The following is a 23,119-nucleotide window of genomic DNA, read 5'->3' on the forward strand; positions in this document are numbered from 1 at the left end:
CAAACGGATATGTCCATCGCCATTCGAGCCACATTCCGGTGCTCACTCGCTAGCAGGCCCCGGTGCGTAGTTCCCGGAATTCCGTGAACAACCTTTTTTTGTCCGGGTGAAATTGTCTGCACTGACTTACTTGCGCGCTTTAAGCACCACGAACTTGGGGGTCGCTGCCACCTGTTCGACGCCACGGAACAAGCGCGCCAGTTTGCTGTGATAGCCCAGGTGGCGGTTGCCGACAATGTACAGCGCCCCCCCGACCACCAATGCTTCGCGCGCTTGCTGAAACATGCGCCAGGCGAGGAAGTCGCCGACTACCTGTTGTTGGTGGAAAGGCGGGTTGCACAGTACGACGTCCAATGACTGGGCTGGCTGACTGGCCAGGCCATCATCGGCGCGTATCACGACCTCACGCTTGCCCAGGGCCGCTTGCCAGTTTTCCAATGCTGATTGAGTGGCCATGTAGGACTCATCGACCAAGGTGTAATGTGCCTGCGGATTGTTCAGCGCACTGGCGATGGCTAACACACCATTGCCGCATCCAAGGTCGGCGACCCGGGCAGAGCCAAGATCATTGGGCAGGTGGGGCAGAAACGCCCGGGTACCGATGTCCAGGCCTTCGCGGCAGAACACATTGGCATGGTTGAGCAGGTGCAGGCGTGGTGTATCGAGTTGATAGCTCGATGGGTAGGGAGAGGTAAAAGGGCCCTTCGTCTGAGCGGTAGCGATCAACAGGCGGGCTTTTTTGCGTGCCAGCGAAGCCTGTACCGGACCGATGTACTTTTCCAGTAGGTCACCGGCAGCGCGAGGCAGGTGCTTGATCATTGCCCCGGCAATCACCTGCGCTCCCGGCGCCAGTTGCGCCTGCAGGCGAATCAGCTGCTCTTCGAGCAATGCCAGGGTCTTGGGGACGCGCACCAGCACTCGCTCGAACGGACCTTGCCAGTGGGTACTGGCGGGCGTGAACGGCACTGCGTCGAATGGCTGGCCGTTGCGCACCAGGTTTTTCTCCAGCGCCAGTCTGGCCAAGTACGAGTCACCACTGCTGGTCACCTGCGCATGGCGGCACAGGCTGATGGCCAAGGCACCAAAGCTGTCGTTGAGCACCAATACTCGCGCATTTGCAGCGGATGGCTGTTCGGCGAGATGTTCCAAAAGGTACTCATCGGCAGCATCGAAGGCTTGCAAAGGGTCATTGGCTTGCTCGGGCTGACGAAGCAGGTCGAGTTCGGCGAAAGGGCTGGTCAACAAGGGCATGGCGTAAGGCTCTGAGGCAAGATCACACCGCCAGTTCGGCGGAGCGTTACAGGGCCGTGATTCTACAGCGCTTTGCCGCGCAAGGGGTCAGTCCAGTAGACCGTCCACGCCAGCCTTCCCAATCGCGCCCGCTTTGTTGGTGCAGTCCATCTTGGTGATAAAGTTGCGGATATGGAAATGTACGGTGCTCTGGGAAAGGGTCAAAATGCAGGCGATGTCTCCCGCCGTCTTGCCGGCAGCTGACCATTTCAGCACTTCCAGTTCGCGGTCTGAGAGCTGGTAGGCTGGCGGATTCATTTTCAGCTGTCGAGCCAGCATCAGCTCGTGCATCAAGTTACACATCCAGAGGGTATGTCCGGCGTTGTTGTGGAACTCTTCCATGCTCACCGGCGTATGGCTGCGGGCTACGCTCAGAATGCTGTGGTTTTTGTGCACGTCGTGGTGGGATTGACTCCAACCGAAGCGTAAACCGTGACAGCAGCAGGCGTCGCGGAATTCAGGGGTCGACTGAAAAACCTCTTCGTGCCACAGAATGGGCAGCGCGGATGCTTGGCAATGGGCGAAAACCGGATCGATGTCAGCATAGGCGCACTGCCAGTACCGATCATTCCAGGCTTTAGGGTAATTGTTGAAGGTCTCGACGGGCGGGTGCAGGGCTTGGGAATGCCGGCATGCGGTAAATGAAAAATATTCCATATTCAGTGATTTCGCCAAGGCTGAAGTGAGCTCGAACCTTTTAATTTCATCTGTTTCGTTCAGCAGAATCTTTAGCTGCCGCTCCCTCCACTGGTTCATGGCGATAATCTCCCTAATTTTAGAACTTGATTCCGTTATCTGGAAGGAGTGTAGGAAATGTCTGGCTTGCGTGCTGCGGTTTTGACCTCTAGCGCCGAAAATTACGGGTGAGGTAAATTTCGGACTCCGGGGGGTTACAGGGGTTCAAAGGATTTTTGCAACGATGTCATTACAATCCGACGGTGTTTATCCTGCTAGGTTTGCGCGACACTGGGCGCATCTGTTTTTTGGAGTAAGCCATGACTGCCAGCGCTGAAAAGTTCACCCGACAGACGTTGCTCGACGTCCAGCCGCTGACCCCCAGCCTGTTCAGCCTGCGGACCAGTCGCGATCCGGGCTTTCGCTTTCGCTCCGGCCAGTTTGCCCGGCTGGGAGTCACCAAGGCGGACGGCAGTGTGGTCTGGCGTGCCTATTCGATGGTTTCGGCGCCGCATGACGAGCACCTGGATTTCTTCTCTATTGTCGTTCCGGGTGGTGAATTCACCAGCGAACTGAGTCGCCTGAAGGAGGGTGACAGTTTGCTCATCGATCGCCAGGCCTACGGTTTTCTCACCCTGGATCGTTTCGTCGATGGTCGTGACCTTTGGTTGCTGGCTACAGGGACCGGCATCGCGCCGTTCGTGTCGATTCTTCAGGACTTCGAAGCCTGGGAGCGTTTCGACTCGATCAAGCTGGTGTATTCGGTGCGGGAGGCGAAGGAGCTGGCCTATCAGGATTTGATCGCCGGCCTTGAGCAGCGCGATTACCTGGCCGAATACGCTGGTAAACTGCAATTCATTCCGGTGGTTACCCGAGAGCAGCATCCAGGTGCGTTGAACGATCGTATTACTACCCTGATCGAGAATGGCGAGCTTGAGCGTGCGGCAGGATTGGCACTTACGCCGGAGCATTCGCGGGTCATGCTCTGCGGTAATCCGCAGATGATCGATGACACTCGCCAGGCGCTCAAGCAGCGGGGCCTGCAACTGAGTTTGAGTCGCCGCCCCGGCCAAGTGGCGGTGGAGAACTATTGGTAAATCGACCACCAACAAAAAACGGCGCCTGGGGGCGCCGTTTTTTGTTGTGTCAGGGTTGGCGATTCTGGGTCTTGAGCAGGTCGCGGATCTCGGCCAGCAGCTCTTCTTCCTTGGTCGGTACTGGAGGCAGTGTTGGCGCCGCAGCTTCTTCGCGCTTGAGGCGGTTGATGGCCTTTACGCCCATGAAAATCGCAAACGCGACGATGACGAAATCAAGGACGGTCTGAATGAACTTGCCATAAGCCAGCACCACTGCGGGTATGTCACCCTCAGCAGCTTTTAGGGTGATGGCCAGGTCACTGAAATCCACCCCACCGATCAGCAGACCAATGGGTGGCATGACCACATCGCCTACAAAGGAGGAAACGATTTTGCCGAAGGCTGCGCCGATGATGATACCGACGGCCATGTCGACCACATTCCCTTTGACCGCGAAGGCCTTGAATTCACTGAGCACGCCCATGGTTTATTCCTTGTAACAGATGAGGTTGGTAAACGCAGTGTAAATCAGCTATCCGCTTCATGCGCCGCGCTGCTGCAACAGACTGCAGTTATATCGAATAGTTTTGTCGGTTTCTGAAGCGGTCCAGGTCACCCAGGTCGGCTATCATGGTCCCTTTTTTCCGAGGGCTGTCCCCCATGGCCAAGGCCAAGCGCATGTATGGCTGCACCGAGTGCGGCGCGACCTTTCCTAAATGGGCAGGGCAGTGCGGCGAGTGCGGTGCCTGGAACACTCTGATCGAGACCGTACTGGAGAGCGGCGCTGGCGCAGCGCCCAGTGGCCGTACCGGCTGGGCGGGGCAGCAAGCCCAGATCAAGACCCTGGCCGAAGTCAGTATCGAAGAAATTCCACGGTTCAGTACCGCCAGCGCAGAACTGGACCGTGTGCTGGGCGGTGGTTTGGTCGACGGTTCGGTGGTGCTGATCGGTGGTGATCCGGGTATCGGCAAGTCCACTATCCTCCTGCAAACCCTATGTGCCATTGCTACCCGTATGCCGGCACTGTACGTCACGGGGGAAGAGTCACAACAACAAGTCGCGATGCGAGCGCGGCGCCTGGGCTTGCCCCAGGACCAGTTGCGAGTGATGACCGAGACCTGCATCGAGACCATCATCGCCACTGCCCGATTGGAAAAGCCCAAGGTCATGGTGATCGACTCGATCCAGACCATCTTTACCGAACAGTTGCAGTCGGCACCCGGCGGTGTATCCCAGGTGCGCGAGAGTGCAGCCTTGTTGGTGCGTTACGCCAAGCAGAGTGGCACGGCCATCTTCCTCGTGGGTCACGTTACCAAGGAGGGTGCACTGGCTGGGCCGCGCGTACTGGAACACATGGTCGATACGGTGTTGTATTTCGAGGGCGAGTCCGATGGACGCCTGCGATTGTTGCGAGCGGTGAAAAACCGTTTCGGCGCAGTCAACGAACTGGGTGTATTCGGTATGACTGACCGTGGTTTGAAGGAGGTTTCCAACCCTTCGGCGATCTTCCTGACCCGAGCCCAGGAAGAGGTGCCCGGCAGCGTCGTGATGGCGACGTGGGAGGGCACTCGGCCAATGCTGGTGGAAGTCCAGGCACTGGTTGACGACAGCCACCTGTCCAACCCGCGGCGGGTCACCTTGGGTCTGGACCAGAATCGCCTGGCCATGCTCTTGGCGGTCCTGCACCGGCATGGTGGTATTCCCACCCATGATCAGGATGTCTTTCTCAACGTGGTCGGTGGGGTCAAGGTGCTGGAAACGGCATCCGATCTGGCGCTGATGGCGGCGATCATGTCCAGTTTGCGCAATCGTCCGCTGGACAACGGCCTGCTGGTTTTTGGTGAAGTGGGGCTGTCTGGGGAGGTACGCCCCGTGCCCAGTGGGCAGGAGCGCCTGAAGGAAGCGGCCAAGCATGGTTTCAAGCGCGCCATCGTACCCAAGGGCAATGCACCGAAGGAGTCACCACCAGGGTTGCAGGTAATTGCGGTAACCCGGCTGGAACAGGCGCTGGATGCGCTGTTCGAATAACGATCAGGTGCCAATAAAACCAAAGGGCCGGTGCATGTGCACCGGCCCTTTTATTTTTTCAGCCTGTCGGATCAATGCTCCGACACGGCCTCTCGTCGCGCTGGCGGCTCTCCATGCTCGCCTTCCCCCCTGACTGGAACTTCTATCCCATCAGCGTTGAACAGCTTGCCGTCCTCGAAGTAGTCACCGTCACGAAGGGCGGAGATATCCGAGTAGTGGATGGTGCGTTCATAGGCGGCAGCGAATACAGACTGCTGGTCGGAGTTGCCTGCGGTGAAGTGGTTGAACACCAGGTTCAGGACAATGGCCATGATCGCTGCCGAGCTGATGCCGGAGTGGAAGATGGTCTCGAACCAGTTAGGGAATTGTGCGTAGAAGTTGGGAGCAGCGATCGGGATCATGCCAAAGCCCAGCGAGGCTGCGACGATGATCAGGTTGACGTTGTTCTTGTAGCTGACTTTGGAGAGCGTACGGATACCGCTGGCTGCTACGGTGCCGAACAACACGATGCCGGCGCCACCGAGGACTGAAGTCGGTACGGCGGCAATCACCCGGCCCATGATGGGCAGCAGGCCCAGTACCACCAGGATCACTCCACCGGTTGCCACCACATATCGACTCTTCACACCGGTGACCGCCACCAGCCCGACGTTCTGAGCGAAGGCGCTTTGGGTGAACGAGCCGAATATCGGCGCCAGGATGCTCGATGCCATGTCGGCGCGCAGACCATTACCCAGGCGCTTGGAGTCGACCTTGGTGTCGATGATTTCACCGACAGCGAGGATGTCTGCCGAGGTTTCCACCAAGGTAACCATGATCACGATGCACATCGACAGGATGGCGGCGATGTGGAAGGTCGGCATGCCGAAGTGGAAAGGTGTTGGCATGGCGACCAGCGGGCCGTCCAGAACCTTGCTGAAATCGGCCATGCCCAGCGACCAGGCAATCAGGGTGCCGATGACCATGGCCAGCAGAATGGACAAGCGCGAGATGGTTGCGCTGCCCAGTTTGCTCAAGATCAGAACGATGGCGAAGGTCAGTGCTGCCAGGCCGATATTCGCCATGCTGCCGAAATCGGGAGCTTTGCTGTTGCCACCCATGACCCAGCGTGCTGCAACTGGCATCAGCGTCAGGCCGATGGTGGTGATGACGATACCGGTCACCAGTGGCGGAAAGTACTTGGTGATCCGCGAGAACACTGGTGTGATCAGAAACCCGATCAAGGATGCCGCCATGACAGCGCCAAGGACGCCAGGCAAGCCGCCGCCACCTTCACTGCTGAGGATCGCACCCATGGTCGCCACGCCTGCAAACGAAACCCCCTGCACCAATGGCAGTTGGCAGCCGAACCAGGGCAGACCCAGCGTTTGCAGCAGCGTTGCCAACCCACCCGCAAACAGCGATGCAGCGATCAGCAGGCCGATATCCGCCGGCGTCAGGCCCGCGGCCTGACCAAGGATCAGGGGTACCGCGACAATGCCGCCATACATCGTCAAAACGTGTTGCAGGCCGTACGCCAGGTTGGCACCTAGGCCCAGATTCTCGTCTTCGGGACGTGGGGCTGAAGACGTGCTAGGGGAGGACGTATTCATGGACGGGGTCTCTGATTTATTGTTGTGGCGCTACTGTAGACAAGTCCGGCATGGGAACGCCAGAACAATTGTATACAATTTTTAGATTTGCGTAGGAACAGTCTTACAGGCCATTTGGCTCGGTAAGTGAATGCAGTTATCGTTCCAACACCCGCACGCAGGCCTCGCAAGGCTGCGTGGGGACACAGGAAAGGGTTGGAAAGCTGTCCAAACGGACAGAAATGCCAAGAGCGGAAAACTAGGTAGCAGGCTAAAAGATTTTAAACTTCGATCAATTCCCGCAGCTCACGCATCATTTCTGTGCTGTCTGCCAGGTTGAGTTCCACAAGACGGTGCAAATGACTCATTGAATCGACATCGATATAGAGGCAAATAAAGCCCAACTGATGGCCCTCTTCATGGCGCAGTTCGACTTGCATCTGCAACGTCACCTCCGGGCTGAGCGTGACGATGGCCTCGAAATCCTGGGTCAGATCGGGAGCCCAGGGCTCTGGACACTTGATCAGCAAGCCTTTGAGAGACAAGTCGAGCAACTCGACCTCCCAACTTCGCTCTCCCTGGCGCAGAAGGGTTGGGGCATCGAAGGTGACACGCTGGAAACGTCGACGTTCTTCGTGGTCGCTCATGTTCAGTCACTCCGGGGTTCTTCCTGACTATAGCTCAACACTTGCCATGGTCCGCGCAAGGGCGCATAACGAGCATTGTTCAACCCGCGTTGAGGGCTCTAGACCAACGTGGGGGGTGGTCTTTCCTGACAGTATCGCTAGACTCGAAAGGCAGTCTTTTATCCACTAGCTGGAAGCAAACCATGAACAACAATAATAGCCTGCTACGCCACATTCCGTGGCTGGCGCTGGCAGTCATAGGAGCCTGTGCGCTGGGTGTGGTTGCCCTGCGTCGTGGCGAAGCCATCAACGCCTTGTGGATTGTCGTCGCTTCAGTGGCTATCTACCTGGTCGCGTACCGTTACTACAGTCTGTTTATCGCCACCAAGGTGATGCAGCTGGATCCGCGTCGGGCTACCCCCGCGGTGCTCAACAATGATGGTCTGGACTATGTGCCGACCAACAAGCACATCCTGTTTGGTCACCACTTTGCTGCCATCGCTGGTGCAGGCCCGTTGGTCGGCCCGGTGCTGGCTGCGCAGATGGGCTACCTGCCCGGTACGCTCTGGCTGATTGCCGGTGTGGTGCTGGCCGGTGCCGTGCAGGACTTCATGATCCTGTTCCTGTCGACCCGTCGCAACGGCCGCTCGCTGGGTGACATGGTCCGTGAAGAAATGGGGCGTATTCCCGGGACCATCGCGCTGTTTGGCTGCTTCCTGATCATGATCATCATCCTTGCGGTGCTGGCGCTGATCGTGGTCAAGGCCCTGGCCGAGAGCCCTTGGGGTATGTTCACGGTCATGGCGACCATTCCGATCGCAATGTTCATGGGCATCTACATGCGCTACATCCGCCCAGGTCGTATCGGGGAAATCTCGCTGATGGGCGTGGTGCTGTTGCTGCTGTCCATCTGGCTGGGGGGCCAGGTTGCCGCGGATCCGGTCTGGGGCCCGGCGTTCACCTTCACCGGTGTACAGATCACCTGGATGCTGGTTGGCTACGGCTTCGTTGCTGCGGTACTGCCGGTCTGGCTGGTACTGGCACCACGTGACTACCTGTCGACGTTCCTCAAGATCGGTACCATCGTCGGTCTGGCCATCGGTATTCTGATCATCGCACCTGAGCTGAAAATGCCGGCGCTGACCCAGTTCACCGACGGCACTGGCCCTGTCTGGAAGGGCACCCTGTTCCCATTCCTGTTCATCACCATCGCCTGTGGCGCGGTGTCGGGGTTCCATGCGCTGATCTCTTCGGGCACCACGCCCAAGCTGCTGGATAACGAAACCAACGCCCGTTACATCGGTTACGGCGGCATGCTCATGGAGTCTTTCGTGGCGATCATGGCCATGGTTGCCGCTTCGGTGATCGAGCCAGGCGTGTATTTCGCCATGAACAGCCCCGCCGCGGTCGTCGGCTCCGATGTGGTGTCGGTGGCTCAGACGGTGAGTAGCTGGGGCTTTGCGATCACACCTGATGCACTGGAAGCGGTCGCCAAGGATATTGGCGAGCACACCATTCTGGCGCGTGCCGGTGGTGCGCCGACGCTGGCGGTGGGGATCGCGCAGATCCTGCACCAGGTGCTGCCGGGTGAAAACACCATGGCTTTCTGGTACCACTTCGCGATCTTGTTTGAAGCGCTGTTCATTCTTACTGCAGTGGATGCCGGTACCCGAGCGGGTCGATTCATGCTCCAGGACCTGCTTGGCAGCTTCGTTCCAGCGCTCAAACGCACTGAATCCTGGGCTGCCAACCTGATCGCCACCGCAGGCTGTGTGGCGCTCTGGGGTTACCTGCTGTACCAGGGGGTCATCGATCCATTGGGCGGCATCAACACCCTTTGGCCACTGTTCGGCATCTCCAACCAGATGCTCGCCGGTATTGCGCTGATGCTGGGTACTGTGGTGCTGATCAAGATGAAGCGCCAGCGTTACATGTGGGTCACCTTGCTGCCGGCGGTGTGGCTGCTGATCTGCACCACGACTGCTGGCTTCATCAAGCTCTTCGATCCGAACCCGGCAGTCGGCTTCCTGGCGTTGGCCAACAAGTACAGCACTGCATTGGATGCAGGTCAGGTACTGGCACCGGCCAAGGACATCGGTCAGATGCAACACGTGATCTTCAACGCTTACACCAACGCGGCCCTGACCGGCCTGTTCCTGTTCGTGGTCTTCAGCATTCTGTTCTTTGCTCTCAAGGTCGGCATTGGCGCCCTGAACAAGAAAGAACGGACTGACAAAGAGTCCCCGTTTCAGGCACTGCCGGATGCGTAACTCAAGAGGAATGCAGTGATGTTCAACGATCTCGGTCGACTGGGTAAGTACCTGGGGCAGGCAGCCCGCCTGATGGTCGGTATGCCCGACTACGACAATTACGTCGAGCACATGCAGACCAAGCATCCGGACAAGCCGATGATGAGCTACGAGGAGTTCTTCCGCGAACGCCAAGAAGCCCGCTACGGCGGCAAGAGTGGGCCCAAGTGCTGTTGAACCACAGCTACTGACGGCGACACAACCTGTGGGAGCCCGGCTTGCCGAGCTCCCACAGTCATTTCAGCTCAGGAGATTTTCCGTTTGCATGCGCCCATTCCCGTAACAGTACTCAGCGGTTTTCTGGGGGCCGGCAAGACCACCTTGCTGCGCCATCTGCTCAAGGCTGAACATGGCCTGAAGATCGCGGTGATCGAAAACGAATTCAGTGATGCCGGTATCGACAGCCAACTGCTTGGCGATGAACCGGTGCAGGTCATGACGCTGGCCAATGGTTGCGTGTGTTGCAGTATTCACACTGACCTGACCAAAGCGCTGTTTCTGCTGCTTGAGCGACTGGATGCCGGCGATATTGCCTTCGATAGATTGGTAATCGAATGCACAGGCCTGGCTGATCCCGCGCCAGTAGCGCAGACCTTTTTCATTGAAGAGGAGCTACGCGACCGCTACATCCTCGACGGTATCATCACCTTGGTCGATGCGGCTCATGCCGAGCAGCATTTGACCCAGGCCATTGCGCAGGCACAGGTAGGCTTTGCCGACCGCTTGCTGGTGAGCAAGACCGATCTTGTCGAGCCGGCCACCTTTACGGCGTTAAGTGAACGCCTTGGCCGAATCAACCGGCGCGCGCCGATCCGGGTGGTCGAACATGGGCGCATCGATCTGGCCGAGCTGCTTGATGTACGCGGCTTCAATCTCAATGCTGACCTCGGTGGTGGCTTGAGCCTGCGGCCTGTTACCCAGGCGCTCACCCCTGATCGCATTTCCAGTCTGGTATTGCGTACTGAAAAGCCGCTGGACATCGACCGGCTCAGCGACTTCATGAATCAGTTGCTGGAAGATCATGGCAAACAGTTGTTGCGCTACAAAGGTGTGCTGAATATCGCCGGTGAAGATCGGCGCCTGGTGTTCCAAGGCGTGTTGAAACTTTATGGTTTCGACTGGGATACCGAATGGGCCGAAGGTGAGACAAGGGAAAGTGTGATGGTGTTTATCGCCGACGACCTGCCCGAAACAACGATCCGTGAAGGGTTTGAAGCCTTGAGCAGGCCTTGAGAAATTACTGAGCAATAACCAATAAAAAGCCCGGCTCAAGAGCCGGGCTTCTCAGTCAACTGCGATCAGTTGCCGTATACCGGCAGCTTCTTGCAGATGGCCTTGACCTTCTCGCGCACGGCGTCGATCACCGCTTCGTTGTTCAGGTCGGCCAGGATGTCGCAAATCCAGCCAGCCAGTTCCTTGCACTCTGCTTCCTTGAAGCCGCGAGTGGTCACGGCCGGGGTGCCGAAGCGCAGGCCGGAAGTGACGAACGGGGAGCGTGGGTCGTTTGGCACCGAGTTCTTGTTGACGGTGATGAAGGCGCGACCCAGAGCGGCGTCGGCGTCTTTACCGGAGATTTCCTGCTTGATCAGCGAGAGCAGGAACAGGTGGTTTTCAGTACCACCGGAAACCACGTCGAAACCGCGCTCGATGAATACACCGGCCATGGCTTGGGCGTTTTTCACGACCTGCTGCTGGTACGCCTTGAACTCAGGCTGCAGGGCTTCTTTGAAGCAGATAGCCTTGGCGGCGATGACGTGCTCCAGCGGGCCGCCTTGGGCGCCCGGGAATACGGCAGAGTTCAACTTCTTCTCGATATCGGCGTTGGCGCGAGCCAGGATCAGGCCGCCACGTGGACCGCGCAGGGTCTTGTGGGTAGTGGTGGTGACCACATCGGCGAAAGGAACTGGGTTCGGGTACACGCCTGCAGCGACCAGACCGGCAACGTGAGCCATGTCGACGAACAGGTAGGCACCGACTTTATCGGCGATTTCGCGGAAACGTGGGAAGTCCAGGATCTGCGAATAGGCCGAGAAGCCGGCAACGATCATTTTTGGCTTGTGTTCAACAGCCAGGCGCTCTACTTCGTCGTAGTCGATCAGGCCATTGGCGTCGATGCCGTACTGGACAGCGTTGTACAGTTTGCCCGAGGAGCTGACGTTGGCGCCGTGGGTCAGGTGACCACCGTGAGCCAGGCTCATGCCCAGAATGGTGTCACCGGCAGACAGCAGTGCCAGGTAGACGGCAGCGTTGGCTTGCGAGCCTGCGTGAGGCTGGACGTTGGCGTAGTCGGCGCCGAACAGTTCCTTGGCGCGGTCGATAGCCAGTTGCTCAACGACGTCGACGTATTCGCAACCACCGTAGTAGCGCTTGCCAGGGTAGCCTTCGGCGTATTTGTTGGTCAGAACCGAGCCTTGGGCTTCCATGACAGCCGGGCTGGTGTAGTTTTCCGAAGCAATCAGCTCGATGTGCTCTTCCTGGCGCTGAGCTTCTTGCTCCATAGCGGCAAAAAGATCGGCGTCGTACTTGGCAATGGTCAAATCACGGCTGAACATGGCGGTCCTCAAGGATCGTGCTGAAATAGGCAGGCATTCTACCTCATCAGCTTTTGTCTGGCATATGAAAGGGCATCATGTCGCAGACAAATGGGGCTCATGACTGACAAGCTGCGTGCATGGGACTGACGCTTACTCGAACATGAACAGGGTCTCGTTGCTGAACTGCGCTTCGAACTGGTTGGCCGGCATCGGCCGTCCGAACAGATAACCCTGTACTTCGTCGCAATCGTGTTCGCGCAAAAACTCCAATTGCTCATGGGTTTCGACGCCTTCGGCGATTACTGCCAGGTTCAGGCTGTGGGCCATGGCGATGATGGCTCGGGCGATCTGCGCATCCTGTTCACCTTCGGGCAAGCCGTCGACGAAGGTGCGGTCGATCTTCAGCACATCGATGGGGAACTGTTTTAGGTAGTTCAGTGACGAGTAGCCGGTACCGAAGTCGTCGACCGCGATGCTCAGGCCAAGCTTCTTCAGACTGTCGAGAATCATCATGGCCTCGTGGACCTCGCGCATCAGAATACTTTCGGTCAGTTCCAGCTCCAGGCATGCCGGTGGCAGGCCGGTATCCTTGAGAATGGTGGCGATGCGCTCGCCCAGTTGACCGTCGGAGAACTGCCGCGCCGAGATGTTTACAGACACCTTCGGCACCCGCAGCTTGGCCTGATGCCAGGCCTTGAGCTGGCGACAGGCTTCCTTGAGCACCCAATCGCCCACATCGACGACAAGCCCCAGTTCTTCGATAACCGGGATGAAGTCCCCGGGCGGGACCAGCCCACGTCGTGGATGGCGCCAGCGCAGCAGGGCTTCGGCGCCGGTCAGGCGCTTGCCGTCACCGCTGAACTGCGGTTGGTAGTAGAGCGTGAATTCGTTTTGTTCCAGGGCATGGCGCAAGTCGCTTTCCAGCTCCAGGCGTTCCAGAGCACTGGCGTTCATGTCGGCCTGGTAGAACTGGAAGTTGTTCTTGCCACGCTCCTTGGCGTGGTACATGGCGGTGTCGGCGTTTTTCATCAGTTGGCTGAGTTCGCTACCGTCCTGAGGACTCAGGGCGATGCCGATACTGGCAGTGACAAAGAACTCGCGATTTTCCAGCACGAACGGTCGTACCAGGCTGCCCAGAATTTGTTCGGCAACGTTGATGGCGCGGTTAAGGGCCATTTCTCGCGACGCTCGGGGTTGCAGCAGCAAGGTGAATTCATCGCCGCCCATGCGTGCCACAGTGTCATCATCATCGACACAATCGAGCAGGCGCTCTGCCATGTCCTTGAGCATACGGTCGCCGGCGGCGTGACCGAGGGAGTCGTTGATCGGCTTGAAACGATCAAGGTCAAGGAACATCAACACTACCCAGGCCTTCTGCCGCTCGGCCTGTTGCAGGGCCGTGTGCAAGCGGTCCTGGAACAAGGTGCGGTTAGGCAGGTGGGTCAAGGCGTCGTAATAGGCCAGGCGATGGATGCGTTGCTCACTGGCTTTGCGTTCGCTGATGTCGGTGAAGAAGCATACATAGCTGGCCAGGTCGCCCTCGTCGTCGAGAACCGCAGTAATGCCGACCCAGGCCGGGTAGTGCTCGCCACTGCGCCGTTTGAGCCACACTTCACCTTCCCAGGTGCCGCGTTGGTTGAGCTGCTTGAGCACGTAGCGCAGGTGCGCTTCCTGGTGTTCGTCAACGGTCAGCATGCTTGGCAGTTGGTCGAGCACGTCAGCCACGGCATGCCCGCTGACCCGGCTGAAGGCCTCGTTGGCCTGGACAATATAACCGGCTGGGTCAGTGATCAGGATGGCCGAGGTCGAGTGTTCGAATACTGTAGCGGCCATGCGCAGGTCTTTTTCGGCCCGACGCTGCTGGCTTATGTCCCGGCCGACACCGAGGATACCTTCGAAACGTTGTTGGTCGTCCCAAACCAGCACCAGACGCAGCTCTATGGGAATCTTGCGACCGTCTGCACGCAGGCAGTCGAACAGGAACAACTGGTTCGGCAGTTGGGTGCGCAATTGCTCCAGTTGTTCAGGATCGTTCAAGGCCCGGTTGAGGCGCTCGATCAGATTGTAGATACCGGTCAATTGAGTCGGATTGGCGATGGTCGAATGCCAGCCGTTGTCGAAGATCCATTCCACCTCATAGCCCAGCACGTTCTGTACCGAGGGGCTGACGTAGTTGAGCTCCAACTGGTTGTTGGTAGAGAAAATGACGTCGCTGATGCTCTCGGCGAGCATGCGATAGCGCTGTTCGCTGTCGCGCAGCGATTCGCTGGCTTCGATCTGATCGGTGATGTCCTTGCCCACGCCGATGATGCGGGTAACCACGCCATTGTGATCGCGGGTCAAGGCTTGCTCGCGAATGTCATAGCGCCGCCAGCGCTGATCCTGGTGGCGGAAACGCAATTGGCAATGCAGTTGTTCGACACCGCTGGAGTCGAGCAACTGCTGGCGAATCTGCTGATAACACGTGGCATCTTCCGGATGCAGGAGAATTTCCCAGAAGCGTTCGCCCATCTGCGTAAGCTGGACACGGTCGTAACCCAAGGTGTGGCCCAGATTACGGTTGCTGAAGATCATTTGCTTGCTCTGGACATCCTGCACATACAACTGGTCGGGTACGGTGCGTACCACGTCAGACCAGAAGCTTTCACGCTCAAGCAAGGAGAGCTCGACCTGTTTACGACTGGTGATGTCACTGATGCTGAGGATCACCGCCTGATAGTCGCGCTGCTGCTCGGGGAACTTCACCATCAACCACAGATGCAAGTCCTGGCCGTCAGCAATCGGCAAGCGTACTTCCAGTTCCAGCTGTCGCTGGTTGTCCAGCACCGCCTCGAGCAGTTGCAGGCCAATACCGTCGATACCGGCGTCATTTCCTTCCACCAGGCACTGCCAGGCCCCGTTGCAGCAGTTTACCCCGAGCAATTGCAGGGCCACCTGGTTGACCTCGGTGACCTTCAGTTCCTGCAGCAAGGCGCGGCGGAGCGAGCGATCGTATGCCAGGCGCTGTTGTAGGGCCTGGCGATTGCGCAGGCGATGACGCTCCAGCAGGCTGGGCAGGCCGGAAAGGTCGAGCACGCAAAGGGCGACGCCGGTCCCTTCGAAAATATCGTGATAGCGACGGCGGCTTTCCTGTAGCAGGCGCTGCCGGCGTCGCATGTTGACCAGGGCAAGCAAGGGAATAAGCGCGCAGAACAAGCCCAGCACGCATTTGCCGATCAACGCCGGGAGAAGTTGTTGGCGGGCCAATCCTGCATCGAACAGCCCGCGCAACTGCCAGGTGCTGTTATCCAGAAAGGCCAGCATCACGCTTTGCAGCGGTTCGTCGCTGCCCGGGGCGGGATGGTGGCGATTGATGATTTCGCCGGTACGGCTGTTTTCCAGGAGCCACAGCGGGTGGTTGGGGCGATCAAGATGCGCGGTCAGCACGCTGTAGTACGCCGATCCCAGGCGCAAGAACCAATGACCCGGTGAGTCGCCGGGTTGGCGCAGCAATAAATAGACTTGGCTATTGTCCGCCGAGTTGCTGAAGTAAAAGTCATGGCCTTGGCTCAGGCGCAGAAGCTCCTGCAGCGTAGGCAGATCTGGCGTGCTGCCTAGGCTGTCGGTCAGCACCTGCTCGTTTGCGTCGATCCAGACCACACTTTGCAAGGCCGGCAACTGTGCACGCAGGTGCGCGAGCACATGCGGCATTTGAGTCGGCTCTGGCGACGAATGGTAAGGCTGCAGAATGTTCTTTGCGACCTGGGCCTTGAGTTGCATGTTCAAGGTCATGTGGTCGGCCAGCTCGGCATTGGCATCGAGGCTGTGTTGATACTCGTCGGCCTGGGTATGACGATACTGGTCGACCAGTTGCCAGAGCAGCAATCCGAGCAGCAGCAGGACCAGTAGGGCCAACGCGCTTTTCAGCGAGCCACGCAATGGAGAGCCGGACGCGCTGGACGGCTTGCGCAGGGATTTCGGCTGAGAGAGATTGGTCAAGCGATGATCCTGCGGTATGGCTGGATGGCAGGTTTAGAGTTGCTGGCTGGCAAGGGCCGCGGTCCTGGCGGCTACTCTGGTCGAGCACTATAAGCCCGGCACCCACGGACCGACTAGCATGCCCGCAAACGTGGCAAAGTGCCAGCTCTGTTCGTCGATGGTTTGCCCAACAAGGCGCATTACGGTAGCTTTGGCCCTTTCCGGGAAGTCGCGGCTTCCATCATCTGTTTCGCATTCATTTTTTCGTCTCTGACGCTAGGTTTTTCCATGGCTCAATACGTCTACACCATGCATCGGCTGGGCAAAGTTGTCCCGCCGAAGCGGGAAATTTTGAAGAATATCTCCCTGTCGTTTTTCCCCGGCGCCAAAATCGGCGTATTGGGCCTGAACGGCTCGGGTAAATCCACCCTGTTGAAGATCATGGCCGGGGTCGATAAAGAGTTCGACGGCGAAGCCCGTCCGATGCCTGACCTCAATATCGGCTATCTGCCACAGGAACCACAACTGGATCCGACCAAAACCGTTCGTGAAGTGGTCGAGGAAGCGGTCAGCGTCATCAAGGACGCCCAGGCGCGCCTGGACGAAGTCTACGCAGCCTACGCCGAGCCGGATGCCGACTTCGATAAGCTGGCCGCCGAGCAGGCCAAGCTGGAAGCCATTCTACAGGCCAGCGATGGCCACAACCTTGAGCGCCAACTGGAAGTCGCAGCCGATGCACTGCGTCTGCCGGCCTGGGACGCCAAGGTCGAGCACCTGTCCGGTGGTGAAAAACGTCGTGTGGCTCTTTGCCGCCTGCTGCTGTCTGCCCCCGACATGCTCCTGCTCGACGAACCCACCAACCACCTGGATGCCGACTCCGTTGCTTGGCTGGAGCACTTCCTGCACGACTTCCCGGGCACCGTGGTAGCGATTACCCACGACCGTTACTTCCTCGACAACGTTGCCGGCTGGATCCTCGAGCTTGACCGTGGCGCCGGTATTCCATACGAAGGCAACTACTCCGGCTGGCTTGAAGCCAAGTCGGATCGTCTGGCTCAGGAATCCAAGCAGCAGTCGGCTCACGAAAAGGCCATGAAGGAAGAGCTTGAGTGGGTGCGCAAAGGCGCCAAGGCTCGTCAGTCCAAGTCCAAGGCCCGTCTGCAACGCTTCGAAGAAATGCAATCGCAGGAATTCCAGAAGCGCAGTGAAACCAACGAGATCTACATTCCGGCCGGTCCGCGCCTGGGTGACAAGGTCATCGAGTTCAAGAACGTCACCAAAGGTTATGGCGATCGCGTCCTGATCGACAACCTGTCGTTCAGCATGCCTAAAGGCGCCATCGTTGGCGTAATCGGCGGTAACGGTGCTGGTAAATCGACCCTGTTCCGCATGCTCATGGGCAAGGAGCAGCCGGATTCGGGCACCATCGAAATCGGTGAAACCGTGCAACTGGCCTGTGTTGACCAGAGCCGCGAAGACCTGGACGGCAGCAAGACTGTGTTCCAGCAAATCTCCGACGGTTCCGATCAGCTGCGTATCGGTACCTACGAGATTCCGTCGCGCACCTATGTGGGTCGCTTCAACTTCAAAGGTGGCGATCAGCAGAAGTTCGTCAAGGACCTCTCCGGTGGTGAGCGTGGTCGCCTGCATTTGGCCCTGACGCTGAAAGAGGGCGGCAACGTCCTGCTGCTCGACGAACCGTCCAACGACCTTGACGTGGAAACCCTGCGTTCGCTCGAAGAAGCCCTGTTGGACTTCCCTGGCGCCGCCATTGTGATCTCTCACGATCGCTGGTTCCTTGACCGCGTGGCCACTCACATCCTGGCTTACGAAGATGATTCGCAAGCGGTGTTCTTCGAAGGCAACTACACCGAGTACGAAGCCGATCGTAAGAAGCGCCTGGGCGAAGCTGCTGCCCAGCCGCATCGGGTACGGCACAAAAAACTGGCATAAACCTGCGGGTTTTGCACTGAAACGGGGCCTTCGGGCCCCGTTTTGTTTTCTCAGGAAAAGCGCACTGTCCCCACGTGCAGGGCTTCCCGTGGCCGCGGGCTTGCCCGACGATATGCGCGCGAACATGTATACACTTATACAAATGCACCATTTAATTTCGAAAAAACGACATAACGCCCTGTTGCGGTGCGACTGGTTCTTGGTAAAGTCTGGAAAAAACCAATAAGTCCAATCTCTATCTGGTGAAGTGTCTAAATGATCGAATCCGTCGAAGACTTCCTTGCGCGCCTGAAACAGCGCGACCCGGCCCAACCTGAATTCCACCAAGCAGTGGAAGAAGTATTGCGCAGCCTCTGGCCTTTCCTTGAAGCCAATCCGCATTACCTTCAGGCAGGTATCCTTGAGCGTATGGTCGAACCGGAGCGTGCAATTCTGTTCCGCGTGTCATGGGTCGACGATTCCGGCAAGGTCCACGTCAACCGCGGCTACCGCATCCAGATGAGCAGTGCCATCGGTCCGTACAAGGGCGGCCTGCGTTTCCACCGCTCAGTAAACCTGGGCGTACTCAAGTTCCTGGCATTCGAACAGGTATTCAAGAATTCCCTGACCTCGTTGCCCATGGGCGGCGGCAAGGGTGGTTCGGACTTCGATCCGAAGGGCAAGAGCGACGCCGAAGTCATGCGCTTCTGCCAAGCCTTCATGAGCGAACTGTACCGTCACATCGGCGCAGACCTGGACGTGCCTGCCGGTGACATCGGTGTCGGTGCCCGCGAGATCGGCTACATGTTCGGTCAGTACAAGCGCCTGGCCAACCAGTTCACTTCAGTGCTGACCGGCAAGGGCATGACCTACGGTGGCAGCCTGATTCGTCCCGAAGCCACCGGCTATGGCTGCGTGTACTTCGCCGAAGAAATGCTCAAGCGCCAAGACCTGCGTATCGACGGTCGCCGTGTGGCCATCTCCGGTTCCGGTAACGTTGCCCAGTACGCTGCGCGCAAAGTCATGGACCTGGGTGGCAAAGTCATTTCGCTGTCCGACTCCGAAGGCACCCTGTACTGCGAAGCGGGCATGACCGACGAGCAGTGGGACGCAGTGATGGAGCTGAAAAACGTCAAGCGTGGCCGTATCAGCGAACTTGCCGAGCGTTTCGGTCTGGAATTTCTCAAGGGTCAAACCCCATGGAGTCTGACTTGCGACATCGCTCTGCCATGTGCAACCCAGAACGAGCTCAATGGTGAAGACGCCCGTACTCTGCTGCGCAATGGCTGCATCTGTGTGGCCGAAGGCGCGAACATGCCGACCACCCTCGACGCTGTGGATATCTTCATCGACGCCGGCATTCTCTTCGCCCCAGGCAAGGCGTCCAACGCTGGCGGTGTGGCTGTGAGCGGTCTGGAAATGTCGCAGAACGCCATGCGCCTGTTGTGGACCGCTGGTGAGGTAGACAGCAAGCTGCACAACATCATGCAGTCGATCCACCACGCCTGTGTTCACTACGGTGAGGAAAATGGCCGGATCAACTACGTGAAAGGCGCCAACATCGCCGGCTTCGTTAAAATTGCCGACGCCATGCTGGCCCAGGGTGTGGTTTAAACCTCTGGTGTAACGGCGACGATCTCGATCGACAGATCCCCTGCGGGTCGTCGCCACACCACTTCATCGCCGAGGGCAGCACCCAACAGGGCGCGGCCCAGCGGTGAACCCCAGTTGATCAGGTCGTTGGCCGCATCGGCCTGATCTTCACCGACCAGTTGCACCTGGTGCTCCTGGTTTTGTTCATCAATGAATGTCACCCGGCTGCCGATCTGTACCTTGCTTGTGGAAGTAGCCTTGGGCACCACTTGCGCGCTCTGCACGCGAACGTTGAAATAGCGCAGGTCGCGCTCGGTGTCGGCCAGGCGTTGTTTGTCTGAGTGCTCGCCTTGAGACTGCAACTCAGCGCGCAAGGTATTGAGTGCACTTACCCGCTGCTGCAACTGGACAAGCCCTTGAGCGGTGACATAGTTGGATTGTTCGCTGATCCTGCGCTCTACCGGCTGGTCCGCCTGAGCGGCGGCCTGGTCTTCGTTGACGAATGCTCGGCTCATGATGTCCTCCTTTCTAGAGGAGACCATGCTGACAGATCATCCGTTGCATCGATTGCGTACAAGCGACCTATTTGCGTCGATAGGCGCGGGCTGCATCGCGGTCTTTCTCTTCCTGCCACTGTTCGTTGCGTTCATCCCAATGGCTGGCGCGGTAGCTCTGCAAGTCCTGGTTTTCCTGCATTGAATGGCATTGGCGGAACCCATCATCCCAACCGCTTTCATACTGCCGGCTGTGCAGGTAGCGGGGTACATTCTTGCGAAAATCCCCAGCCATTACGCCAGCGGCCTGGCGGCCGCTGCTGCAGCCGTCCTGAAAACCGTCAGCGTAGGCGGGCGGATAACCTTGATTGATCAATTGCTCGTGGGTTGTCTGGCAACCGCCGAGCACCACCGCCATTCCCATTATTGCGCCGTACCGCCACATATTCAGATTCTCCACGTGCCTGGAAAAGTCTAGGGCGTGGCTTGTCGGCGCGCTGTCAAAAGGATGTGATCAAGGTGTTGGGTGATCGAGGCCTAGTAGTAGTACCACTTCAATTCCAGCATCAGCTCGTTCTGCGCCGTCGCCAACTGACTGAATTCGCGCTTGGCGCTGAGACGCAAGCCCAGGTCGCGGGACAGCTCCCATTGCTGGTTCAGGCTCAAACTGCGGCGTACCTCGCCATTGGTGAAATAATCGCCTTTGCCTTCAAGGCTCAACGTGCCCAACGGGTTGCGCCATAGCAGGCCGGTGTTGAAGCCTGCTGCCGGAGAAATGAATTCGGCAAAGTCGTTATTGTGCTCAACCCTCACCGTACCCAGGGCAAATCCAAGCAACTCGTCAGCCAGCTGCCAGGTGCCCCCTGCGCCGCCATTGACGTGGCTGACCAGCACTTCATCCTCATGCTTGCCCAGTACGCGCTCAAGACCGCCGGTAACCTGCCACGACCACGGCTGCAGCAGGGTGTTGCGCGGCGTCATCGAGCGGATAGTGGCAAGGTCCAGGCGTTGGACCTGCCAGTCGTTGCCTTCGTACTGGCGTACCTTTAGTTGCAGAATTTCGATCTGTGCGCCGAGTGGGAAGCTATACGCGTTGTCGTTGAGGTCGTGATACGCCATGCGCAGACCGTATTCGGCAAAGGCGCGGTCTTCGCGAGTGCCTGCACCCAACTGCCAGGTGCGAGACTGATGGCCATCTTCGGGCAGGCCTGGACGTTCGATGTCCAGTTCTGGCGCCGGGTTGCGGTTGATCGCCCGCAACAATTCGAAACTGCGCTGGGTTCGCGCAGGGTCACGTTCCTGACCGTTGGCCCGATAGCGTTCCAGGCGGTAGGCGGCATCTTGTATCAAGGCCTGGCGCTCGCGGGGCAGGGCGGTGAACGCGGGGCTCTGCAACAGCGTGGTATCGGTGCTTACTGCCAACACTTGCTGTTGTTCGCTGGCGTCCAGAGGCTTGGCCCGCTCGAGCAGTTCGCGCTCGCGTGAGGGCCGATAATCTATTCGCTCCACCAGGCCGGACTGTTTGACCGCCTTGACTGTGTCGGTGGGTATTGCAGTGAGCGGGAACTGTGAAGTCAGGTCCAGGCTGGGGCGGGCCACCTGGAGCAGTTCCAGCAGGCGATAGGAGCAGTTTTCGTCGAAGAAGAAGTAGTCGAACTGGATCTGCTTGAGCTCCCAGATATGTTCGACCATACGTCCGGTTTCTTCCGGGGTAAGGTTGAGCCGGTACTCCCACAGGTCGCGGTTCTCCAGGCTGCGGTATTCGGAGAGCTTTTCCTGATAGGGCACCAGGGCGAACAACCCCGGATAACCGCCCATCAGGCCTTTCCAGGCATAAAGAATACTGTTGTCGTTGCCTTCAATGTAGGCACCGAAGTTGACCGCATAGCTGAGCAGGGCCGTCTCGTTACTCTGCACGTCGGCCTGGTCGATACGCAGCAGCGTGTGACCGAACATCGAGGACGGGCTGTTGAGATAGGCCGCCGGAAAGATCATTACCGCGCTATGTGGCGACACATCCTTGTACCACTGCGTGTACTCCTTGCAGTCGGGTGCAGGCAGGTCGGTGAGTTGCAGTTGCTCACGCAGCCACCGCGTGCGCGCCGGAAATACGCATTGTGCGTGCTTGTCGCCAAGGTTTGCCGGGGCATACAGCGCCGCAACCGTGGCCCGCAACTCCTGGTCGGGATGGTGCGCACCGTCCTCGGCAAGGAAGAAGCGCCGGTCATCGACATAGCTGCGCCATCCGCCGAGCTTGGCTGTTTCGTAGTGGCCCAAAGATATCCAGTAACGATCGGCAGCCAATTGTGAAAGGCGTGAGTCATCGATCGAGGGCGCAGCATGCAGCGGGGCGCAGGCACAGAGCGCCAGGTAGGCAAGGCGTTTGAGCATGTCGGGCAACTAAGTCTGAATGATGCCGATAGAGGCAGGAAACAACCCGCCCCGGTTAGGGGCGGGTGGGCCGAGCTTAAGCCTGGGTAGCGTATTTGGCCAGGCGTGGATCGCTTTTCAGAATGGCCAGTGTGTTGGTGTGGACATCTTCGGCGGTCACATCTGCAGTCTTGAAGATTTCCTGGAAGTGTTGATGGGTGACAGTGGCAAAGTGCGCACGGTCTTCTGGGGCTACGCCGAGTACCACGGCGTAGGTTGTCAGGGCTTCACCCTGGCCCTTGGCCATGTCTTCGGAGAGCTCGTTCATCATCCCGTTCATGGCGAACCAGGATTTACCGCCATAGGTCAGCGCTGCATTGGTCGAGCAGCCATTGGTGCCCGAGGTCATGCCGAACGTGGCGTTGCCAGAGGTGCCGTTGGTGGTGGATGCGAGGAAGTGGGCCGGTGTGCCTCGTTGGCCCTCGAACAGCATGTTGCCCCAGCCGCAGTCAGGTCCGCCAGGGGCCTGGGCCATGGCGTTGAGAGAGACCGCGGTGAACAGAGTACCCAGAAGAATCCGTTTCATAGCTTTGTTCTCTTTCTAGTCGTAGATACCAAAGGTCAGGGTTGTCTGGCATATCTGTCAGCAGAGTGCCAGGGGCGG

At 58.4% G+C, this 23,119-nt stretch carries 18 protein-coding genes; 7 read left to right on the forward strand and 11 right to left on the reverse strand.

The window, feature by feature from the left end:
* Positions 1 to 126: 126 nt before the first annotated feature.
* Positions 127 to 1,251: a methyltransferase gene (locus V0R60_RS12865; protein ID WP_330079828.1), complete on the reverse strand. Its 1,125-nt coding sequence runs from the start codon at positions 1,249 to 1,251 to the stop codon at positions 127 to 129.
* Positions 1,252 to 1,338: 87 nt separating this feature from the next.
* Positions 1,339 to 2,046: an autoinducer binding domain-containing protein gene (locus tag V0R60_RS12870; RefSeq protein ID WP_330079829.1), complete on the reverse strand. Its 708-nt coding sequence runs from the start codon at positions 2,044 to 2,046 to the stop codon at positions 1,339 to 1,341.
* Positions 2,047 to 2,285: 239 nt separating this feature from the next.
* On the opposite strand from V0R60_RS12870, the gene V0R60_RS12875 reads away from it, so the two are divergent.
* On the forward strand, positions 2,286 to 3,062 hold the full coding sequence (locus V0R60_RS12875; RefSeq protein WP_330079830.1) for a ferredoxin--NADP reductase: 777 nt from the start codon (positions 2,286 to 2,288) through the stop codon (positions 3,060 to 3,062).
* A gap of 49 nt (positions 3,063 to 3,111) precedes the next feature.
* On the opposite strand, the gene mscL is transcribed toward V0R60_RS12875, so the two are convergent.
* The gene (gene mscL, locus V0R60_RS12880; protein ID WP_136478234.1) at positions 3,112 to 3,525 is read right to left on the reverse strand and encodes a large-conductance mechanosensitive channel protein MscL; all 414 of its coding nucleotides are present in this window, start codon (positions 3,523 to 3,525) and stop codon (positions 3,112 to 3,114) included.
* A gap of 176 nt (positions 3,526 to 3,701) precedes the next feature.
* Here mscL and radA point away from each other — a divergent pair, with 176 nt between their 5' ends.
* Positions 3,702 to 5,069, forward strand: a complete 1,368-nt coding sequence (gene radA / locus V0R60_RS12885) for a DNA repair protein RadA (protein WP_330079907.1) — start codon at positions 3,702 to 3,704, stop codon at positions 5,067 to 5,069.
* A gap of 71 nt (positions 5,070 to 5,140) precedes the next feature.
* Here the strand turns inward: radA and V0R60_RS12890 are convergent, their stop codons facing one another.
* A complete protein-coding gene (locus V0R60_RS12890; RefSeq protein ID WP_330079831.1) occupies positions 5,141 to 6,661 on the reverse strand; it encodes a nucleobase:cation symporter-2 family protein in 1,521 nt (506 codons plus the stop codon).
* A gap of 260 nt (positions 6,662 to 6,921) precedes the next feature.
* The gene (locus tag V0R60_RS12895; protein WP_136478231.1) at positions 6,922 to 7,287 is read right to left on the reverse strand and encodes a PilZ domain-containing protein; all 366 of its coding nucleotides are present in this window, start codon (positions 7,285 to 7,287) and stop codon (positions 6,922 to 6,924) included.
* A 182-nt stretch (positions 7,288 to 7,469) separates the two neighbouring features.
* On the opposite strand from V0R60_RS12895, the gene V0R60_RS12900 reads away from it, so the two are divergent.
* The 3 genes from V0R60_RS12900 (at position 7,470) to yjiA (ending at position 10,808) form a co-directional block, all read left to right on the forward strand.
* A complete protein-coding gene (locus V0R60_RS12900) occupies positions 7,470 to 9,536 on the forward strand; it encodes a carbon starvation CstA family protein (protein WP_136478230.1) in 2,067 nt (688 codons plus the stop codon).
* 18 nt (positions 9,537 to 9,554) lie between these two features.
* Positions 9,555 to 9,752 (forward strand): YbdD/YjiX family protein, encoded by a 198-nt coding sequence (locus V0R60_RS12905; RefSeq protein ID WP_136478229.1) that lies wholly within the window; start codon positions 9,555 to 9,557, stop codon positions 9,750 to 9,752.
* An 84-nt stretch (positions 9,753 to 9,836) separates the two neighbouring features.
* Positions 9,837 to 10,808, forward strand: a complete 972-nt coding sequence (gene yjiA / locus V0R60_RS12910; protein ID WP_330079832.1) for a GTPase — start codon at positions 9,837 to 9,839, stop codon at positions 10,806 to 10,808.
* A 65-nt stretch (positions 10,809 to 10,873) separates the two neighbouring features.
* Here yjiA and glyA read toward each other — a convergent pair whose 3' ends face one another.
* On the reverse strand, positions 10,874 to 12,127 hold the full coding sequence (gene glyA, locus V0R60_RS12915) for a serine hydroxymethyltransferase (protein ID WP_136478227.1): 1,254 nt from the start codon (positions 12,125 to 12,127) through the stop codon (positions 10,874 to 10,876).
* A gap of 132 nt (positions 12,128 to 12,259) precedes the next feature.
* A complete protein-coding gene (locus tag V0R60_RS12920) occupies positions 12,260 to 16,087 on the reverse strand; it encodes a sensor domain-containing protein (RefSeq protein WP_330079833.1) in 3,828 nt (1,275 codons plus the stop codon).
* 267 nt (positions 16,088 to 16,354) lie between these two features.
* Between V0R60_RS12920 and ettA the strand changes: the two genes are divergently transcribed.
* Both ettA and gdhA read left to right on the forward strand, forming a co-directional pair.
* Positions 16,355 to 18,019: an energy-dependent translational throttle protein EttA gene (ettA, locus tag V0R60_RS12925; RefSeq protein WP_330079834.1), complete on the forward strand. Its 1,665-nt coding sequence runs from the start codon at positions 16,355 to 16,357 to the stop codon at positions 18,017 to 18,019.
* 255 nt (positions 18,020 to 18,274) lie between these two features.
* Entirely contained in the window at positions 18,275 to 19,612 is a 1,338-nt protein-coding gene (gene gdhA / locus V0R60_RS12930; RefSeq protein ID WP_136478225.1) for an NADP-specific glutamate dehydrogenase, read from the forward strand.
* Here gdhA and V0R60_RS12935 read toward each other — a convergent pair.
* The 4 genes from V0R60_RS12935 to V0R60_RS12950 form a co-directional block, all read right to left on the reverse strand.
* Complete coding sequence (locus V0R60_RS12935) at positions 19,609 to 20,106, reverse strand: GreA/GreB family elongation factor (protein WP_330079835.1); 498 nt, start codon at positions 20,104 to 20,106, stop codon at positions 19,609 to 19,611. The two genes, gdhA and V0R60_RS12935, sit on opposite strands and share 4 nt — an antisense overlap.
* Before the next feature lie 67 nt (positions 20,107 to 20,173).
* Entirely contained in the window at positions 20,174 to 20,530 is a 357-nt protein-coding gene (locus V0R60_RS12940) for a hypothetical protein (protein WP_330079836.1), read from the reverse strand.
* A gap of 92 nt (positions 20,531 to 20,622) precedes the next feature.
* Positions 20,623 to 22,476, reverse strand: a complete 1,854-nt coding sequence (locus V0R60_RS12945) for a DUF7840 domain-containing protein (RefSeq protein ID WP_330079837.1) — start codon at positions 22,474 to 22,476, stop codon at positions 20,623 to 20,625.
* A gap of 76 nt (positions 22,477 to 22,552) precedes the next feature.
* Positions 22,553 to 23,041 carry a DUF3015 domain-containing protein gene (locus V0R60_RS12950; protein WP_136478223.1) on the reverse strand — a complete coding sequence of 163 codons (489 nt, stop codon included), beginning with the start codon at positions 23,039 to 23,041 and terminating at the stop codon, positions 22,553 to 22,555.
* Between the last annotated feature and the right edge of the window lie 78 nt (positions 23,042 to 23,119).

The organism is Pseudomonas auratipiscis (genome assembly GCF_036324085.1).
Classification (GTDB): domain Bacteria; phylum Pseudomonadota; class Gammaproteobacteria; order Pseudomonadales; family Pseudomonadaceae; genus Aquipseudomonas; species Aquipseudomonas auratipiscis.

What these genes read in the sequence shown, in the direction of transcription:
- V0R60_RS12865 (WP_330079828.1), bottom strand. Translation starts at nt 1,251, where the DNA reads ATGCCCTTGTTGACCAGCCCTTTCGCCGAACTCGACCTGCTTCGTCAG.
- gdhA (WP_136478225.1), top strand. Translation starts at nt 18,275, where the DNA reads ATGATCGAATCCGTCGAAGACTTCCTTGCGCGCCTGAAACAGCGCGAC.
- V0R60_RS12905 (WP_136478229.1), top strand. Translation starts at nt 9,555, where the DNA reads ATGTTCAACGATCTCGGTCGACTGGGTAAGTACCTGGGGCAGGCAGCC.
- V0R60_RS12875 (WP_330079830.1), top strand. Translation starts at nt 2,286, where the DNA reads ATGACTGCCAGCGCTGAAAAGTTCACCCGACAGACGTTGCTCGACGTC.
- ettA (WP_330079834.1), top strand. Translation starts at nt 16,355, where the DNA reads ATGGCTCAATACGTCTACACCATGCATCGGCTGGGCAAAGTTGTCCCG.
- V0R60_RS12945 (WP_330079837.1), bottom strand. Translation starts at nt 22,476, where the DNA reads ATGCTCAAACGCCTTGCCTACCTGGCGCTCTGTGCCTGCGCCCCGCTG.
- V0R60_RS12900 (WP_136478230.1), top strand. Translation starts at nt 7,470, where the DNA reads ATGAACAACAATAATAGCCTGCTACGCCACATTCCGTGGCTGGCGCTG.
- V0R60_RS12935 (WP_330079835.1), bottom strand. Translation starts at nt 20,106, where the DNA reads ATGAGCCGAGCATTCGTCAACGAAGACCAGGCCGCCGCTCAGGCGGAC.
- V0R60_RS12890 (WP_330079831.1), bottom strand. Translation starts at nt 6,661, where the DNA reads ATGAATACGTCCTCCCCTAGCACGTCTTCAGCCCCACGTCCCGAAGAC.
- mscL (WP_136478234.1), bottom strand. Translation starts at nt 3,525, where the DNA reads ATGGGCGTGCTCAGTGAATTCAAGGCCTTCGCGGTCAAAGGGAATGTG.
- V0R60_RS12870 (WP_330079829.1), bottom strand. Translation starts at nt 2,046, where the DNA reads ATGAACCAGTGGAGGGAGCGGCAGCTAAAGATTCTGCTGAACGAAACA.
- V0R60_RS12950 (WP_136478223.1), bottom strand. Translation starts at nt 23,041, where the DNA reads ATGAAACGGATTCTTCTGGGTACTCTGTTCACCGCGGTCTCTCTCAAC.
- V0R60_RS12940 (WP_330079836.1), bottom strand. Translation starts at nt 20,530, where the DNA reads ATGTGGCGGTACGGCGCAATAATGGGAATGGCGGTGGTGCTCGGCGGT.
- radA (WP_330079907.1), top strand. Translation starts at nt 3,702, where the DNA reads ATGGCCAAGGCCAAGCGCATGTATGGCTGCACCGAGTGCGGCGCGACC.
- glyA (WP_136478227.1), bottom strand. Translation starts at nt 12,127, where the DNA reads ATGTTCAGCCGTGATTTGACCATTGCCAAGTACGACGCCGATCTTTTT.
- V0R60_RS12895 (WP_136478231.1), bottom strand. Translation starts at nt 7,287, where the DNA reads ATGAGCGACCACGAAGAACGTCGACGTTTCCAGCGTGTCACCTTCGAT.